Source organism: Paenibacillus phytohabitans, from assembly GCF_013141775.1.
GTDB classification, from domain to species: Bacteria; Bacillota; Bacilli; order Paenibacillales; family Paenibacillaceae; genus Paenibacillus_AQ; species Paenibacillus_AQ phytohabitans.
In genome coordinates, this window is sequence record NZ_WHOB01000042.1 from 64,927 (window position 1) to 83,956 (window position 19,030).

8 protein-coding genes are annotated in these 19,030 nt (G+C 51.1%); 2 read left to right on the forward strand and 6 right to left on the reverse strand.

Annotation, left to right across the window (positions count from 1 at the left end; translation table 11 throughout):
* Nucleotides 1-40 precede the first annotated feature (40 nt).
* The 4 genes from GC101_RS15700 to GC101_RS15715 form a co-directional block, all read right to left on the reverse strand.
* Nucleotides 41-2,095: a methyl-accepting chemotaxis protein gene (locus GC101_RS15700; RefSeq protein WP_171717987.1), complete on the reverse strand. Its 2,055-nt coding sequence runs from the start codon at nucleotides 2,093-2,095 to the stop codon at nucleotides 41-43.
* Between the two features lie 122 nt (nucleotides 2,096-2,217).
* Entirely contained in the window at nucleotides 2,218-3,066 is an 849-nt protein-coding gene (locus GC101_RS15705) for a sugar ABC transporter permease (RefSeq protein WP_171717988.1), read from the reverse strand.
* The gene (locus tag GC101_RS15710; RefSeq protein WP_171717989.1) at nucleotides 3,063-4,376 is read right to left on the reverse strand and encodes a carbohydrate ABC transporter permease; all 1,314 of its coding nucleotides are present in this window, start codon (nucleotides 4,374-4,376) and stop codon (nucleotides 3,063-3,065) included. The genes GC101_RS15705 and GC101_RS15710 overlap by 4 nt, the downstream gene beginning before the upstream one ends.
* 142 nt (nucleotides 4,377-4,518) lie before the next feature.
* On the reverse strand, nucleotides 4,519-5,853 hold the full coding sequence (locus GC101_RS15715) for a sugar ABC transporter substrate-binding protein (RefSeq protein WP_171717990.1): 1,335 nt from the start codon (nucleotides 5,851-5,853) through the stop codon (nucleotides 4,519-4,521).
* A gap of 737 nt (nucleotides 5,854-6,590) precedes the next feature.
* On the opposite strand from GC101_RS15715, the gene GC101_RS15720 reads away from it, so the two are divergent.
* Nucleotides 6,591-8,339 carry an alpha-glycosidase gene (locus GC101_RS15720; protein WP_171717991.1) on the forward strand — a complete coding sequence of 583 codons (1,749 nt, stop codon included), beginning with the start codon at nucleotides 6,591-6,593 and terminating at the stop codon, nucleotides 8,337-8,339.
* A 125-nt stretch (nucleotides 8,340-8,464) separates the two neighbouring features.
* Here the strand turns inward: GC101_RS15720 and GC101_RS15725 are convergent, their stop codons facing one another.
* Nucleotides 8,465-16,126 (reverse strand): pullulanase, encoded by a 7,662-nt coding sequence (locus GC101_RS15725; RefSeq protein ID WP_171717992.1) that lies wholly within the window; start codon nucleotides 16,124-16,126, stop codon nucleotides 8,465-8,467.
* 828 nt (nucleotides 16,127-16,954) lie between these two features.
* Between GC101_RS15725 and GC101_RS15730 the strand changes: the two genes are divergently transcribed.
* Nucleotides 16,955-17,992: a LacI family DNA-binding transcriptional regulator gene (locus GC101_RS15730; RefSeq protein WP_039307469.1), complete on the forward strand. Its 1,038-nt coding sequence runs from the start codon at nucleotides 16,955-16,957 to the stop codon at nucleotides 17,990-17,992.
* Between the two features lie 840 nt (nucleotides 17,993-18,832).
* On the opposite strand, the gene GC101_RS35770 is transcribed toward GC101_RS15730, so the two are convergent.
* On the reverse strand, nucleotides 18,833-19,030 hold a 198-nt coding region (locus GC101_RS35770; RefSeq protein ID WP_216626621.1), incomplete at its 5' end, for a hypothetical protein.

Sequence of the window (19,030 nt, forward strand, 5' to 3'; positions counted from 1 at the left end):
TTCTGGCAATAGCACTTCACTTTATCAACTACACACCGGCTCATCCCTGAAAAGAAACCATCGACTGCTTCAGATTCTCAGCTAGCACCTCCAGCTTGCCTGACAGAGCCACCAGCTCCTCACTCACTATGAACTGCTGTGAAGACATCGAGGCCACCTCCTCCGTTGAGGCACTGGTCTGCTGCACGACCGAGATTACACTCGCCATGGATTGCCCCAGCTGCTGACGGTAACCGGTCAGCTCCTTAACCGCCGCCGAAGACTGGCTTAGATAACCGCTGAACACTTCCATCTCCGCCCGCACACTTTCAAAGATAAGCGAAGATTCCCGGACCGAGGTTATCTGCCCGCTGAACAGCGGTGCTGCTTCACTCACTACCTTAACCGTGTTCTCGATATGGCTGCTGATCTCCTCCGTAATTCTGGAGACAGACGCAATGGACTGGCTGGATTGGTTAGCCAGTCCCCTGATCTCATCGGCAATAACATTAAAGCCCCTCCCCGCAGCCCCCGCACGTACAGCTTCAATAGAAGCATTAAGAGCCAGAATATTCGTCTGCTTGTTCATGGCAATCATCGGGGAGAGAATGCTGCGGATCAGCACCGTGCTGTCACGCAGCATGGCCGAGTTCTCCTGAATCAGATTCATCATCTTCAGGGCAGATTCACTTTGATCCACCAGCTTCTTCATCAGCTCCGCTCCCTGGCCGCTTACCGCCATGACCTTTCCTGCGGAATCAGCCATGACTGCATTCGTCTCCGCCACTTCGTCCGTCTTGTCTCCCATCAGCTCCACCTTGCGGTTGCTGCTCTCCGCTTCTGCCGCCAGGCTGGCTGCCCCGCCGGCGATCTCGCCGGTTGCGGCAGCCACTTCCCTGGCATGAGTACGGGTCGCCCCCGAAGCAAGCACCAACTGCTCGGACGTGGCCAGTACCGCCGCCGCCGAACTGCTGCTCTGGCCGGCCAGCCGGGAGATCTGCTCCATCATCCGGTTGAAGCTGTGTCCCAGCCGCCCGATCTCATCCTGGCCCTTGAAGTTCGTCCGCACCTGCAGATTCCCCTGTTCGCCTTCCTCCATCAGCCGGGCCAGCTTGCCGAGCGGGCGGCCGATCAGCCGCACCAGCACATAACCAATCACCAGCGCAATCACAGCCGCAGCCAGCACAACCAGCAGTGTAATATAGAGCAGCCGGTCTGCCGATTTAGTGAAATCACTCACCGGAGCATAACCCAGCAGTGTCCAGTCAGCTGTCACCAGCGGCTGATAGACCACAAGCTGTGAGCTGCCCTGCTCATCAGCCGCAGTGAAGGATTGCTTCTGCCCTTCAACCCCGGTATCCGCTGCCTGTATGTAAGAAGGCTGTCCGAGCAGCCCGTTATCCGCCCCGTACACAATATTGCCAGTCCTGTCAAGGATGCGGATCTCCCCGGCAAGTCCGATATGCAGATTGGATAATACATCGGTCAGAGCTTTACCCTTCACCTCAATCAGCATATAATACTCCGCTGCCGGGTTCTGGATATTCCGCAGCAGACGGCCCATTGTCATGGAGGACTCACTGTAAGCGTCGAAGAAGCCTTTGGCCCGTGCGGGGAACCAGACGGGGTTGCCTTTGCCGTTATCGATCTCCTTCATGCGGGCAAGAACGCCTTCATCACTGCGCACGCCGCTGATGCCTGTTGATTTGTAGGATTCAGCATCCACCATGCTTCTTGCGACCAGCCGGACGCCCAGCAGGCGATCATCGGAGCCCCGGACGGAATCCAGCTTACGGCGGATCCGGTCTTCAGCTGCTACCTTGGCTACCGTTCCGGCACCGGGATTATGGATGGTCTCCATATCTGATTTTAGTGCAGAGTCTACGGCGAATTGCCTTGAAAGCGCTTCATATTCAGCAAACAGGAAGTCCAGCTTGTCCGCCGCCTGCACAATAGACTGTGAGGATGCCGCTGCTACCTCGTTGGTAATGATTCTTTTAGCAGCATAATAGGAGGTTAAGCCCAGCACAGAGGACAATAGCACAATTGTACAGAACAGAATCACAAATAATTTGACGCCAACCGATCTGAAGTTTAATTTCCGCTGCCGTTTCATTACGCTCTCTCCTTATTTGTTCGGTAAAAAATACAGGTGCAGCCCTTCGTTGACTGCATAAAGGCCGCACCTGTTATTCATAATGACATCAGCATTTCTTATTATCCTTATTCCTTAAAGGCTTACCCCTTGCTCGCCCCTGCGGTCAGACCATCCACAAGCAGGCGCTGCAGGAAGCCGAACAGGATCATAATCGGTACAGAGATCAATACTGCACCCGCTGCGAACAGCGTGAAGTTGGAATTCTGCATCGTATTGACCATATCCCACATTCCGACCGCGACGGTCCAGTTCTCCTTGGTCCGCAGAATCAGCTTGGCGAAGATGAAGTCCACCCATGGGCCGACAAACTGGGTCAGTGCCATATAAGTGATCATCGGGCGGGACAGCGGCAGGATAATCCGTGTGAAAATCCCGAAGTTGCTCGCCCCGTCAATCCGCGCGGCTTCATCCAGCGAACGCGGAATCGTATCCAGGAAGCCTTTGGCAATCAAGGTCCCTCCGAGCGGTGCTCCGGCAGCGTACACGATAATCAATGCCAGATGGGTATCCAGCAGATTGAACTCCTTCAGCAGCAGATAGATTGCAATCATACTCATGAAGCCCGGGAACATCCCGAGGATCAGCAGGGTTGACATGGTCGTCTTGCGGCTTTTGAACCGGAACCGGGATAAGGCGTAACTGGTCAAAAGCGTCAGCACCACGCCGATCAGCATGGAGAACACGGCAATCTTGAGCGTATTTGCGTACCAGGTTCCGAACATATAGACCGGTGAAGTGAACAACTCTTTGTAATGAGCCAGTGTAAAATGGTCGGGAATCAGCGTTTTGCTGTACAGGGATTTGCCCGGACGGAAGGATGCCAGAAGAATCCAGAGTGCCGGATAGATCGCAGCAATCGCCAGGATAACCAGAATGATGTAGCTGAGGCCCAAACGAATAAAGCTCGCAAGCTTGCGTGAGGTGATCATTGAATCATATCCTCCTCTTGGAATGACTTGGTCCGGCGGTAATTGTACAGGGAGAACCCTGCAACAATGATGAAGAGAATGATCCCTATCGCGGAAGCCATATTATTCTTGTTCTGATCCAGCGTCAGCTTATACAGCCACGTTACGAGCAGGTCGGTTGACCCGGCGTACTGATAGTTACCGTTGACCGGGTTGCCTGCGGTTAGCAGATAGATTGCATTAAAGTTATTGATATTGCCGGCAAACTGCATAATCAGTGTAGGCGCGGTAGAGAACAGAATCATAGGCAGCGTAACAATCCGGAACTTCTGATAATTCGTAGCCCCGTCCACTTCGGCTGCTTCATACATATCGCGCGGTATCGTAGTCAGCACACCCATAATCAGCAGCATGGATACCGGAATACCAACCCACATGTTGACAATAATGACCGTGACCTTTGCCCAGAACGGATCTGTCAGCCATGGCAGTCCGCCAAGTCCGAAGTAGCCGAGATACTGGTTGATCGGTCCAAACTGTCCGTTGAACAGGTTGCGCATCAGCAGGAGGGAGATCATCTGCGGCACGGCATAGGGGATGATCAGAATCATTCTCCACATGCCTTTGAAGCGGACCCCTTTTTGGTTGATCAGCAGGGCAACGAGCATCCCGCCGAAATAAGTAGTTATAGTCGATAGAACCGCCCAGATAATAGTCCAGGTAAGTACTCCATAGAAGGTATGGCTCCAGGATTTCAGCACCAGCAGATTGCGGAAGGTTTCAAAGCCTACCCAGTCTACCAGTCTGGCCGGCGGAATGTGGTCCGGTGCGGCATAGTTGGTGAAGGCCAGCATGATCATAAAAACAATCGGCATGATGGTGAAGAACAAAATACCGATACCCGGAAGCAGCAAAAAGCTCTGGGCAAATTTGTAATCCAGAATATAGCGTACGGATTGCTTGAATGTATTCGATGGACGACCGGTTTCGCGTTCTGCTCCGATTTTATGGGCATCCCTAATATTCATGTACCAGACAATCAGGAATAACACAAAGAACAGCAGGGTAATCAGGCTTTCAATCAGAATAACGATGGAATGGTCACCGGGAACCATTTTGGCGATGCCCTTAACCTTCTCAAGGCGGCTTGGAGATTCCCCGAGTGTGGTGATGCCCCAGAAGGCCCTGCCCAAATTGGTAATGAAATAGAATAGTGCGGCTGCTTCTACAGCTATGAAAATAAGCCCTTTGATGAATTGGCGGTTATATATTTGTCCCAATCCCATAAAAATGGCCGACAGTACTGCGGCTCTAGCTTTGTATCGCTGCATTTCCCTTCCGTTCTCCTCTCCGCGCGGAATTCAGGAAACTGCCCGCCGCGAGCTATGCGGCGGGCGATTTGATTCCACTGTGTGCTGATGGTTGTTTGTTGCCTCAAGGGCAGCTGATGATTACACTGCCGGAGAGCTGATTTTACTGGGCAGATGCCCCGTTATTCAAATCCTTGATTTGTTCTACTGCTTTGTCCATAGCTGCCTTAGGATCAGTGTTGTTATCCCAGATTGCCGGGAGCGCTGCATTTACGGGGCTCCATACGTTACCCATTTCAGGAATCGAAGGCATCGGCTGGGAGTTCTTGGCTTGTTCAGCAAAAGCGGATACATACGGATCGCTAGTGATTTGTGCATCCTGCAGTGCTTCGTTATTCGTAGGCACGGAACCGATCAGTTTGTTGAGCGTCAGCTGCGCATCTTTGCCGGAAGCAAAGCGGGCATACAATTTAGCAGCATTCGGATACTGTGTGTAGGCGTTGACTGCGAAAATTTTGATTCCGGAGAACGTAATCGCTGTTTTGCCGTCAATGGTAGGAATCGGAGCAATTCCGAGGTTGTCGCCCAGAGCTTCTTTATAACCGGCAAGCTCCCAAGGTCCAGTGATATCCATGGCCACATCGCCAGTGTTGAACAAGCTGCGCTTAATGTCCGGGTTAATGTCGCCGCTCTTAATCGGCAATATTTCTTTCAGCTTTACAAATTCACTCAGACCTTTGATCGCGCCTTCATTGTTCAGACCGATATCGTCTTTGTCCGTGCCGTCTTTGCCGAACAGGTAACCGCCGGTTGTAGCGATGAACGGATAGTTGAAGTACATGTTGCCGACTTCCCACATAATTCCGTATCTGTTCTTGGCTTTATCAGTGAACGTTTTGCTGAAGGCAATCACGTCATCGAAGGATTTAGGTGCTTCCTTGACCAGCGATTTGTTGTAGAACAGCGCATAGGTTTCTGCCGCTCTCGGATAACCGTACAGTTCACCCTCATAGGACGAGCCTACGATGGATGCTTCTGTGTTCTCAGCTTTGGTCTGCTCACCGAAAATATCGTTTGGAAGCAGCAGGCTCGCGCTTGCAGCCTTACCCAGATTATCGTGAGGAATGAGGACAACGTCTGCAGCCAGACCTGACGGACCATCTTGTGTCAGCTTGCCGACCTGATCGGGCGGTGCTACCTCTTCAATTTTGATGGGAACGTTGTACTGCGCGGTGAACTGCTTGGCGATCTCTTCAGCAAATGCTCTTTCTTCTTTACTCTCCCAGATCACCAGTGATGCGCCGTCTTCAGGTACAATCTCATCTGTTGCCGGAGCATTCCCGCCGTTTGTACCAGCGTTGTCTGTTGCTGCTGCATTATTCGCAGGAGCATTGGTTGCTGCTGCATTTCCCCCGTTATTGTTGTTTGAGCCGCACGCCGTAATCGACATTGCCATAGAGAACGATGCGGTGAGAACCATGAGTTTTTTCAAATTCATTGCTTTTAACCCCTCCCGATTTGTATATCACTTGATTTGAACATGATGCCTCCGACTTTGCGCAAACGATTTCAGAAGACTCAAAAAAAATTCAAGTTTTGCAGATTGACCCTTCCTTATGTGCTCCGCCAAGTTTTAGAAAGCGCTTCATTCCTGAATTCATAATACATCAGCAGGCAAGATTGTTAAAACGTTTGCACAGAGTGTATTTAAGCAAATTCAATGATTTTCTGTACATAATTTGTTATTTACTTCTAATTTCACAGGATTTCTTCAAATATCTCTATATATCTTATTGATAAAATTTATAATCCGCATTTTTTGATGTATTTTAGCGAATTATGTAATTTAATTTCCATATAATCTCATTTTCCAGGCTTTGGAAATCGGTTTCCTGCCCATCAGTATTTGTGCAAATGTTTGTACAAACGTATTGAACCTCAATTTATTCCATGCTATAATCCAAAACATTAAGAACGCCCCTGTTCTTCACATAATTCAAAGGCAATGTTACTTCAATTGGGTACAACCTCGGACAAGCTGCCCGGCGCCGGTTGTGCCTGTTTGGTATGCGCAGAATCTGAATGATTAGTGCGATTGTGGCACAGCTGCTGTGCTAATCATGCACTTGCCAGATATAGGACTGTGTTTGTAAAATGCTTGCTTCCGGAGCCAGCGCTGGTTTGCCCGGTGTCATTCAGGGGTGTTTGGTTCACTAAACCTTAGGAGGAATTAGTATGTTGTTAGAAGCTGTGTATCATCGTCCGCGCCTCAATTGGTCTTATGCCTACGATCATGAAACGATCCACCTGCGTCTGCGTGCCAAGAAAGGGGATTTAACCGAGGTATTCGCCTGGGCCGGAGACAAGTACGCCTGGGACAACACCAAGGAGTTGATTCCTATGACTCTTTTCACTTCGGACGCGATGTTCGATTACTGGGAGTGCGAGTCCGTCCCCCTTTACCGCCGGTTGAAGTACGGCTTCCTGCTGCAAAAGGGCCATGAGCGCATCTGGATGACCGAAAGCGATTTCCAAACCGAACGTCCCGCCAATCCAAACCGGCTGTTCGAATTCCCTTATATCAACCGCGGTGACGTGTTCATTCCTCCGGCGTGGGTGAAGGATGCTGTCTTCTATCAGATCTTCCCTGAACGTTTCGCGAACGGCGATTCCAGTCTGAATCCGGACAATGTACAGCCATGGGGCGGCACTCCTAAGCCTGACAACTTCTTCGGCGGTGATCTGCAGGGGGTCATTGACCATCTGGATCATCTTACTGAGCTGGGTATCACGGGCATCTATTTCACACCAATCTTCACAGCTACCACCAACCATAAATATGATACGGAAGACTACATGCAGGTTGATCCGCATTTCGGGGATGTGAAGACGCTGAAAAGGCTGGTCGACGCCTGCCATGAACGCGGTATCCGTGTGCTGCTTGACGCTGTATTCAATCATGCCGGACGTACCTTCGCCCCGTTCGTGGATGTGCTGGAGAAAGGTGAAGCCTCCGCTTATAAAGACTGGTTCCATGTCCGCGAGTTCCCGCTTCAGGTAGTGGATAACATTCCGAATTATGACGCTTTTGCCTTTGAGCCGCTGATGCCGAAGCTGAATACGGAGAATCCTGAGGTTAAGGAATATTTGCTGAAAGTCGCTGAGTATTGGATCCGGGAGGTCGGCATCGACGGCTGGCGCCTGGATGTGGCCAACGAGGTCGATCATGAATTCTGGCGCGACTTCCGCAAGGTGGTGAAGCGTGCGAATCCCGAGGCTTATATTCTAGGTGAGATCTGGCATGAATCCGCGCCATGGCTGGAGGGAGACAAGTTCGATGCAGTGATGAACTACCCGTTCACGGATGCGGTGCTCGACTTCTTCGTGTATGGCAAGCTCGATGCGGAGGGCTTCGCCAACTCCATCGGCAAACAGCTGTCGCGCTACCCGCTGCAGGCCAGCGAGGTTGCCTTCAACCTGCTGGACAGCCACGACACCCCGCGTTTACTGACGCTCGCGGCCGGGGACAAGAATAAGCTGAAGCTGGCTGCGCTGTTCCAGTTCACCTTCATGGGCACTCCCTGCATTTATTACGGGGATGAGATCGGCATGGATGGTGAAGGCGACCCGGGCTGCCGCAAGTGCATGGAGTGGAATCCGGCGATGCAGGACCGCAGCCTGTTCAATTATTACCGCAAGCTGATCGAGATCCGCAGCAGCCATCCGGCACTGCGCACAGGAAGCTTCATGTTCCTGGAGGCCGGGCCCGGCGGCACCAAGCTGGCTTATGAACGCAGCCTGGGCGATGATCTTATTCTCGTGCTGATCAATACTGAGGAGACCGCACAGACCTTCCGGGTAGACGTACAGGAACGCTCCTGGGAGAACCTGTTCACCGGCGAACCGCTCCGTGCGGAACGCGGCAAGCTGTCGCTCAAGCTTCCGGCTTACGGTTATGCGGTGCTTCAGGCTAATTTGGCCTAGGCTCCGTTTCAGGAGCAGCATTCATTGGATTGAGTTATATTCCAGGCAAAGCAAACAGGGTATTCCGCAGCCGTTATGGCTTGCGGAATACCCTGTTTATGTTCTGATCTGATTCGTTGCGCGTGCTATTTGCCGAGCAGCTTGTAAATCACCTGCGCACTCTCTGCACGGGTTAACTGTCCTTGCGGCGCAAAGAGATGATGGTCTCTGCCTTGCACAAGTTTAAGCTCTACGGCGGCATTCACATAAGCATGTGCCCATTCACTGATACTGGAGGCATCCGCGAATAAGACCTGGCCTGTTGAGGATGCCAGAACCTTGCCCTGTTTGAACTCCAGAGCACGGATAATCATCACCGCCATTTCCTCACGGCTGATTGTAGCATCCGGGGCAAAGGCAGTACTGCTGCGTCCGTTAACAATGCCTGATTGGACGGCAGCGGCTACATAAGAAGCGTACCAGGCATCAGCCTGGACATCAGCGAATACCGCTCCCCCTTCCCCTGACAGTCCGAGTGCACGCATCAGCAATGCTGTAAACTCCGCACGCGTCACGTTTCTTGCAGGTTCAAATTCAGCAGCCGATACTCCTGTTGCCACCTGTTTGGCTGCAAGTGATTTAATGGCAGCAGAAGCCCAGTGGGTATCAGGCACATCCTTGAACACTGTATTTATCTGAAGTGCTGCATACTTGCTGAAATGTGTAACTGCCGCAGTAAGTGAACCATCCGCTTGCGCTGCGCCCCCAATATACTTCAGCTCACCGTTATCTCCCAGATAGAACACACCTGTCCAATCCTTAACCGGGTTGCCCTGAAGCTTAAGCGTCAAAGTAACCGGCTGCTTGAACGTTGTAACAGGCAGGCTGGTCCCGTCTTTCTTGATAATCTGCAGTTTAAGGTCGTATACCCCGGATACAGCAGTAGCAGCCGTGTTCTCCTTACTGAATCTCTTGACTGCATCCTGCGCTGCAGCTTCGCTAAGCGGAGTCAGCTCCAGCAGGATATGTGAACTGTCCGCATCCGCACCAGTAACCATGGCCTGAATATCAGCCAGCACAGCATTCGGGATTGTAACGGACAGCCCCTCCGAGTGAATAACCAGCCCGTTATTCCCCAGCAGCTTAGCTGCCTGGACCGGCAGCAGCACCGAAGTCTTGCCCTGTTCCAGACTGAGCTCTACTCTGCCATCCTTGCCATTTCGAAGATCCGGCTCACTTATGATCTGTGTACCTGCCGGAACTGCCGTTGGCCCTGGCTTTGGTGTTGACTTTACCGTTGGCTTTACAACGGAACTAGTTTCGGATTCTGCCGCTGGTGTTGGTGTCGGTGTTGGCGGTACTACAACTGTCTCCGCCGTCAGAATCACGGTACCTCCGTCATCTCTGCCCGGCAGATCAATCGTAATCTTCCGGTCAGCCGATACCGTATACAGCTTGCCGCTGTACTCATCTCTTACAGAAGACAAGGCCGCAAAAGGCACGGGAATTTCTGCACTCAGACCTTCCTTCTTCGTGTTGATTACCGTAACCACGTTATCGTTCCCATATTGCTTGTTGAAGGCCAGATATCCCAGATCATCGGAGCCCGCAAGCTTGGTGCGGATACCTTTGGCATATAGCTGCGAATATTCCGCCCTAATGTTCAGCAGCTTCTGATAATGATCATGAAGTCCCTGCTCTGCAGTAAGCTGATCCCAAGGCATATCGCCCCGGTTTTCGCTGAACTCGCCACTTGCCATATCCCCGGCATTTTTACCGGACCGGCCCAGCTCTTCCCCATAGTAAATCACCGGCTGGCCCTTGGCCGTGATCTGCAGCGCGGCAGCGATCTTGAGCTTACCCTTGTCCCCGTCAACGTAGTCCGAGAGGAAACCATCCTCATCATGGCTGCTGAGGAATTGTGCCATCACCCCGGTATTGCTGATCTTCGCTTCGCGCTCCTGCAGATAAGCATCCACAGCATTAATGGTGCCGTCTGCGAACAGCTTGGCCTGATCATTAAAGCTAAAATCAAGCAAACCGTCCATTTGCCCGCTCTGCAGCATGCCGCCGTCATTATCGGCGGTTCCGCCGAAGTATTCGCCGACCATTTTGAAGCCCGGATCTATAGCCGTCAGCGCATTTTTAAATGCTTTCCAGGTTGCGCTCTCCACATGTTTGACCGTATCAACGCGGAAATAGTCAATTGTATCTCCCCGCTCTGTCCGGGCATTATCCAGCCAGCCTGTCTGCCAGGCAATGATCTGCTTGCGTACCGCAGGATCCTCCGTCTTGAAGTCCGGCAATCCGCTTAGCTCGCCTTTGATGACATCCGTATCGGCTTGAACGCCGTCCGTACGCAGCATTCCCGCAAAACGCGCTTTGTCCTCTGCAGCCGCCTGCGGATTGACGTCATCCTCCTTCAACCCGTAGCCTGTATGGTTAAGCACCACATCGACCATAATCTTGATGCCCTTGTCATGCGCCTTCTCAATCAGCTCCTTGAAGGTCTCCATGTCCCCAAGATGCTCATCAAGCTTAGTGAAATCCTTGGCCCAGTACCCGTGATAAGCATATTGTTTGCCGCCAAAGCTTAACCCCTGGTTGAAATCAATATTGTCTACAACCGGCGTGATCCAGAGCGTGTTGATGCCCAGCTCCTGCAGATAATCAAGCTTGCCGATCATCCCCCTGAAATCGCCGCCATGATAGGCTTCAAGATGTGCCTTGTCCACATTCTCATTGTTGTCAGGGTCACCGTCCTTGAAGCGGTCGGTCAGTGCGAAATAGATCCGCGCCTCATCCCAGTCGAAATCAAGCTTGGAACCGCTGTAGGTTCTGGCTTTCACCTCGATTTCAGCAGACTGTCTGTGCAGATTGCCATACTGGTCTACAAGGACAATTGGAATGCTTTTGATACCCGCCAGCACGTTATCCTTCACTGCTATGGTCTGCTGCATAAGCTCTGTATCGAATTTGACCTTGGCTGGTCCTCCCAGAGCGGTAAGATCCAGATAGGCGTCCTTATAGGACACTTCCTCTGTGGAGACAGCCTTCACCGTTACTACAGCATTCTCATTGGAGGTTACAGCCGTCGGATTCACCGTTGCCGTAATGTTAACCTCTGGTTTGTGATAGTACAGGGAGGATTCTCCGTTGTGCGGGTCGGTGAACTCGCGGGTCACTCCGTCCTTAGTTACGATGAATGTATACTTATAAATGCCTTCCTCCAGACCGCTCAGCCTATAGCTGAACCATTCCTTGGCCGGATCATACTCCATCGGATATTCTTTACCGTTCACTTTCACTTTAATGTCTGTTATCGCAGACACATCGCCGCCGCGGAACAGCTCGTCATCACGGTACAGGAAGGTTATGGCTTCATCCTGCATCAGCGGACCGCTGATGCCCGGAGTGATTTCCAGCTCTTTGACCATGCTGGTTACACGGACTTTGGTGAAAGCCTCTCCGGGAGTCAGGGCAATATAGCGGTCATCCGCTATATCCTGTTTGTTGTCAGACCAGTCCAGGCCTTTAATGAGCACAAAGCCTACCTGGGTTGCGTCTTTGCCTACTTCAATCAGAACCGTCGAGCTTACTGAATCTCCTGCGGGCTCGGGGAGCTTCACCTCACCGTCTGTTGCCCCGGTATACCACAGCCATACACTCCAATCCTTATAATTCCTGTCTTCCCGGGTGTAAGTGAACTGCACATACCGTTTGGTTTCCACCGGCGGGCTGGTTACTTCTACGGTCACATTCGCGGACACGCCGCCATAGGTAATGGTAAGGATCGCTGTTCCAGCCTTAATCCCTTTCACCAGTCCTTTGCTTGTCACTGTGGCTACTTCCGGTTTATCGGATACATACAGCGCTTTGGCGGTCACTTTGCTTGAAGTGCCATCCGCATATTTGGCCGTGACCACAGTCTGATGCGCGGCCCCTTCCTTCAGCGAATAGCTGGCCTGGTCAGTCTCCAGCAGAGACACTACTGCTGCGGCTGCATCCTTGCGGATAATTACAGATGTGAGCGGGTCGAGGGTGATCGAATCCGCAGTCAGGCTGAATCCGCTCTGGTCCGCGGCAGAAATAGCTTCAGTGCCGGCTTCGTCATTGTCGGCAAGCACAGTACCATCACTCAAATTCTCCGGCAAAGAAAGTGTTCTTGTCTTGCTGTCACCGTTCATGAAGACATAATAGATCCCGGTTCCATCCGTTGCCTTGCTTGTATAACCGATCACCAGATCATCCTTCTGCATTTCAGGCGATTCGATAAGCTTGACATTGGAATTCACGAGACTGATGTCGCCCAGCCGGAAAGCGTTGGTAGACTTTCTGAGCTTAATCAGCCCGGCCGTGTATTCTCTGGTCGCATTCTGCACCGGAAAGTTCACTTCATCCGTTGCTGCGGCCCAGTCGAAAGCATTGACCGCATCCGACGAATCGTAGGAATCGTTGATGAAATAACTGACCGATTGATCAGCCGCATCGAGGACTTCAGTATATTTCTGTTCGGGAATCCCCGCAGCCAACCATTGCTTGGTACGCCCGTACTCCTGACCCGCCTGCAGGAATGCGGTACCCTGCGAAGTCAGCAGCAGCATATTCCCAAGCCTGATCCGCTTCTGGATCTCCAGCTCATTCGCCGCGTTCTGCGGATTCTTATGAAGGGCCAGGGCAATGACATCATGGAGCGTCAGATTATCATGCGCTTCAATGTATTGCACGATATCTCCCGGATCATCTGCCGGAATATTGGAAGGCTGCGCTTTGATATTGTTCAAGATCGTCGTCAAGGGGCGCGCTCCGCCCGTAATGAACCGCGGATCTCCTTCGGAGCCGTATCCGGATTTCAGCTCATTACGGAATTCATCGGAGAATACGCCGACACTGTCCGTCTTATCCATCCATTTCTGATCAGCCGCCTTGCCTTTGAGGGATGGATCCGAAGCCTCGCCCCCGAAGGTAATCCAGCCCTCCCCGATGAACAGCGCCTTAGGATTAATGGCGGCCGCTGCGTCATAAGCAGCCTGTACCGCATCTGCTGTGGCATCGCCCATCATGTCCCACCGCATCCCGTCGATTTTGTACTCCTGGAACCAGTATTTTACGGAATCGACCATCAGCTTCTCGGCCATCTTATGGCTGGTTGCCAGATTGTTGCCGAAGCCGCCGATGAAGTTGCCCGCCGGGTCCTGGAAGGCATAATAATTAGGCACGATATCGTTCAGGAATTCTTTTTTGGCCATATGGGTGTATACAACATCAAGAATGACGCCCATCCCGGCTTCGTGTACCGCATCGATCAAGCCTTTCAGCTCTTTGATCCGCTCTTCCGGATCTGCCGGATTGCGGGAATACGCCCCGTCCGGAGAGAAATAGCTGTGCGGATCATAACCCCAGTTATACTCATTGCCTTGAGCTGAATAGTCCAGCTCCCTGTCTTCCATCCCGGTCTCGTCCCCGTAATACCAGGCCATCACCGGAAGCAGCTGAATGTGGGTGACACCCAGTGATTTGATATAATCCAGCTTCGACTCAAAAGCCGCATAAGACCCCCAGCGTTCCCCGCCGAGACTCGACTGGATTGCCGGATCGGAGGTGAAGTCCCTGATATGCGCCTCATAGATAATGGCGTCCTCACGATCCTCATAGCCGGCAATGTCCGCAGCCTGGAAGCCCTCGGGATTCGTAGCGCTTAAATCCACAATAGCTGCCTTGCCCACCGTATCACCGCCTGCACCTGCCTCTCCCGCCGTATTCACGGTGAATACAGCCATGGATTTGGCATAGGGATCAAGCACCTGCTTAGTTACTCCCTCATTGGTCACTTCATACTGGTAATAGAAGTCTCTGACATCCTCTGCGCCGGGTGCACCGGTCAGATCAGCCGGAGTCAGCTCCGCCGTCCAGACTCCTTTGTCACCCAGAGTCAGCCCGGCGCGGCCTACAGTGAGATTAGCGTCAGCTTTATCGTAGACCACCGCAGTCACTGAGCTCGCTTTCGGTGCCCAAAGCTTCAGCGTTGCCGACTTGCCGGCCTTATGGTACGTGGCCCCGAGATCGTCACCTGTGTAATTGTATAGCTCATCCATCATTCTCCAGCCGGTGGAAGCGGATACAGGTTTACCTGCATACGTGACACTCAGCGGGATTTTCTTCAGATCAAATGTACCGGTAGTCACTTCAACCGAAGTTGCGCCTGTAACCGCCACACCTGTAACAGGAATAGAGGCTCCTTCCGAGTCCTTTATGGATATGGCTGTTTTTAAAGCATCCGCCGTGAGCCCGTCCGTTAACGTAAACCCGAGCCATAGTTTGCTTGCGGACAATATATCTGCGGATAACAGCCCAACCGGTGTCTCGCCAAAAGGTGAAGTATAAACATTCGGGTCATTTTCCTTCACCCACAGCTGGTTGTAACGGTCCAGAAAAGCGAAGCTTTTGTTCTCATTGCCCGCCGGACCGTCTTTGTCTCCGTTTGCAGGCTTCATAACGATGAAACTGATAGTCTTGGCATTCTCCTTCAGCGGAATATCCGCATAGGCTCCGAAGGAATCCCGGTTCTCCGGTACAAAAGGAGTTCCATCTTTGGGCCACACATTAGACGGCGTCACCACATCATCCCACAGCCAAAGGCCATACTGGCTCTGATTGTTGTCGGAACGCATGTAATGAATCCGCACTGTATTCGCCGGAAGAGCTACCGGTTCATAAGGGATTACTTTATTCGAGCCTTCTGTGATCCAGACTTCATCGGTCTGCGGGGTACTGATGTTAAAGGTTTTGTCCCCGTCTTCCATTTCCTTAACCCCGGTAGTCCGGTTTACCACGAGGAACGAGATCGTCTTCGCCCCATCCTTCACAGGCAGATCGACATAAGCGCCGTAGGCATCGGTTTGTCCATCAGGGAAAGGAACGGCATCCTTAGGCCAATTTACGGACGGCGATACAACATCGCCCCATGTCCATAAAGCCTGACCGGCATAATCACCGGCAGCACGGTGGTAATGAACTCTTATATGTCCGGCAGGAACAGGCACAGCCGTACCCGGTTCAGGAGGAACCGTATAATGGGCAGACACAGTGTTGTCCTGCGTTTTATACTTGAATGTTACAGGTAATGCGGAGGGAAGCTTAAGCTCCTGCGCCGTATCCGGATAGGAGACTCCACCCGATGGATCAGCGCCCGGAAGATAAATCTGGTAGGTATAACTGCCAGCAGGAAGTGTGGCCGTCTCCTCATAGACCCCGTCGAAGTCAGGATCGGTTAGCAGCGTACGGGCCTCTGCAGGGGAGTCATTCTGCTCATCTCCAAGCACAGTCTGCAGACTGCCGGTCACCCGGGGTAAACGGTCCGCAGGCACCGGTGAATAATACGTGGAATCTGCAATCGCTTTGGTAATGTCATTATAATAAAAGGTTACACTTGTATCCTCACTTAACGAAAACTGAATGTTGCCGTCAGCATCTGTCCCGGCGGGATTAGTGTAGCTGCCATACCCGTAGTTCTCGGTCCAGGCATCGTTAAGAGCCACTTTATATTGATAGGTCCCCTGCGGCAGCATGCCGGTGAAGGTGTACAGGCCCTCCCCCCTGTAAGTCATTTGGGTTACGGTCGATTTCTCGTTCCAGTCCGCCGTTTCAGCAGGATCCAGCCCTGTAAACTTACTCTGCAGGTCACCAACCAGCACAACCTTTGTCGTTTCCGCGCTGACTCTGGGCAGGTTTATGCCAAAGCCCGAGCATACAAGCGCGATAACCATCAAGATTGCAAAAGCCTTTTTTATCCGTAAAGCAAATTTCATTCCGTCAATCCCCCCATGAATGTTATGATCTTCAACCGCACGAACGGCAGCTCTTCCCCCTCCGGTTGCAGGATGTCTGCTGTAAAGATAGCTTGTCAGGCCCAACCTACCCCGATCCTCCTTCTCAAATTCCAAAATCACGCATCACGCCCTCACGCCATCACGCCATCACACCATCACACCATCACACCATCACGCCATCACGCCAACGCCATCACGCCCTCAATTCGCTCTTCCCGTGTGCAAACGTTTGCAATTATTTGTGCACAAACCCTTATCCATTGACTCAGGGCAGCGGCATAAATATTCTGCATAAAACCGGACTTTGTAAACGCTTGCTTCATTTCGATTTCATACTAATCCGCCAGTAAAGTTATTGTCAACTAGTAATTTTCCAGAATATTCTGAAATGCGTGCTTCTAGTTGCACCATAATTAAGTCATTAATTGCATTAATTTGCACACACCATATTCATTCACATGTTTTCGTTAATAACAAAAAAGCTGATAAATTCTATATAAATCCTTATTTTATAAAGGAATATTAAAAACAAATTAGATACATCCTCACCCATACCAATCTAACAACGTTTGCACAGTTTTGGTGCAATGTCCGGGAGGCCTCCAAACTGCCTCCTCCCACGGAAACGCTCCATTCACTAACATCCAGTGAATCCCTGTGGAAAGCTTGTGGCCTGCGCAGAAAAAATGTTCATTTCATCACTTTCTATGCCAGTATTGTGCAACACACCGGGTTTATCTATTTACAATCATCAGCACTTCGATTAATATTACTGTGTAAAGCAAACGGTTCCATAAGGAGGTTTCTATGACAGTTACCATTAAGGACGTGGCCAAGAAAGCGGGAGTTTCTCCCTCCACGGTCTCCCGGGTGTTGTCAGGCCATCCCAGAATCAGCCTAGAAACTTCCCGTAAGGTTAAAGTGATTATGGAGGAAATGGGCTACACCCCGAACATGATGGCCAAAAGTCTCGTTTCCAAGACAACCAACAGCATTTGCATCATTCTTCCGAAACCGGCTGAAGAGCTGTTCTCCAATTTATTTTTTATGGAGTTAATCCGCGGGATCGTCACTCAGTCCAGCCGTTCAGGCTATGATGTGCTGATCAGCTCCGGGGCAAATGAGAAGGAAGAGCTTGAAGCCGTCTCACGCTTGCTCAAAGGACGCCGCGTGGACGGCGTTATTCTGCTGTATTCCCGTAAAGATGATGCGGTGATCGATTTTCTGGAATCAGGCGGCTATCCCTTCGTGCTGGTTGGACGAAGCGACCGCTATGAGGATATATTGTCAGTCGACAATGATAATATCATGGCTGCTTATGATGCAACGAACCACCTTATTTCCATGGGTCATGAACGCATTGGCTTCGTCAGCGGCCCGCCGAATCTTATCGTTTCGCGCGACCGTCTGGAAGGCTACCGTAAGGCAATGCAGAATAAAGGCCTTGAAATGAAGGCGGAATGGATTGTGGAAGGCGAGTTTCTGCAGGACAGCGGCTACCGGGCGATGTCCTTCTTCATGAATCTCCCGAACCGTCCGACGGCACTCGTTGCGGTGGATGATATGGTCTCTTTCGGGGTATTGCGCGGACTGAATGAGCTGAAATACAAGGTCCCTGAGGATCTGGCGATTGTCAGCTTTAACAATATTCCGCTCTCGGAATTGTCCAGCCCGCCAATCAGCAGTATTGATATCGGAATCTATCATCTGGGCTATACGGCCTCACAGGTGCTGATTCAGAGTATTCAGAAGCCGGATAATCATGACGGATATACTAACCGTTTTGTCATTCCCCACCGTTTAATCGTACGGGAGTCATCGATGTATACTCCGGGTAAGCAGTGATGCACAAGCAGCAATGATGCACAAGCAGCAGTGATTTTACAAGCAGATAAATGAAGCTAATTACGCTTCATTTATTTTTTGGAGCTTTGTACAAACGTTTGCGCTAAATAAAATAGCACCACATTTGGATAGGATTTTCCGCCCTGCCAAGCTTTAGCCCACGCCGGGAGCGCTGAGGGTGTTTCGCAGATGGATTGTTGTACTTTATGCAACATTTCCGCTATTTAACCAACTTTTCCTTTGGATTGTTGTAGGTGGTACAACAATTCTGCCAGACGGAGGCGCTCGGCCGAGGATTGTTGTACTTTATGCAACATTTCCGCCCAACTGGAGCGTTTCGCTGACGAATTGTTGTATCTGGTACAACATTTCCGCAATTTAACCAACTTTTCTTTTGGATTGTTGTACGTGGTACAACAATTCTGCCATACGGATGCGCTCGGCCGAGGATTGTTGTACTTTATGCAATATTTTCGCCCACCACGGGCGTTTCGCTGACGAATTGTTGTATCTGGTGCAACATTTCCGCAATTTAACCAACTTTTCTCTTGGATTGTTGTACGTAGTACAACAATTCTGCCAGCCGGAGGCGCTCGGCCGAGGATTGTTGTATGTAGTGCAACATTTCCGTCCAACTGGAGCGTTTTGCAGACGGATTGTTGTACTTAGTGCAACATTTCCGCAATTTAACCAACTTTTCTTTTGGATTGTTGTACGTGGTACAACAATTCTGCCAGACGGATGCGCTCGGCCGAGGATTGTTGTACTTTATGCAACATTTCCGCCCAACTGGAGCGTTTTACAGACGAATTGTTGTATCTGGTGCAGCATTTCCGCAATTTAACCAACTTTTCTTTTGGATTGTTGTACGTAGTACAACATTTCTGCCAGACGGATGCGCTCGGCCGAGGATTGTTGTACTTTATGCAACATTTCCGCCCAACTGGAGCGTTTTACAGACGAATTGTTGTACTTAGTGCAGCATTCCCGCAATTTAACCAACTTTTCTTTTGGATTGTTGTACATAGTACAACAATT

Bases quoted from the DNA above. Each gene is read 5' to 3' on its own strand.
- GC101_RS15700 (WP_171717987.1), bottom strand. From the start codon at position 2,095: ATGAAACGGCAGCGGAAATTAAACTTCAGATCGGTTGGCGTCAAATTA.
- GC101_RS15705 (WP_171717988.1), bottom strand. From the start codon at position 3,066: ATGATCACCTCACGCAAGCTTGCGAGCTTTATTCGTTTGGGCCTCAGC.
- GC101_RS15710 (WP_171717989.1), bottom strand. From the start codon at position 4,376: ATGCAGCGATACAAAGCTAGAGCCGCAGTACTGTCGGCCATTTTTATG.
- GC101_RS15715 (WP_171717990.1), bottom strand. From the start codon at position 5,853: ATGAATTTGAAAAAACTCATGGTTCTCACCGCATCGTTCTCTATGGCA.
- GC101_RS15720 (WP_171717991.1), top strand. From the start codon at position 6,591: ATGTTGTTAGAAGCTGTGTATCATCGTCCGCGCCTCAATTGGTCTTAT.
- GC101_RS15725 (WP_171717992.1), bottom strand. From the start codon at position 16,126: ATGAAATTTGCTTTACGGATAAAAAAGGCTTTTGCAATCTTGATGGTT.
- GC101_RS15730 (WP_039307469.1), top strand. From the start codon at position 16,955: ATGACAGTTACCATTAAGGACGTGGCCAAGAAAGCGGGAGTTTCTCCC.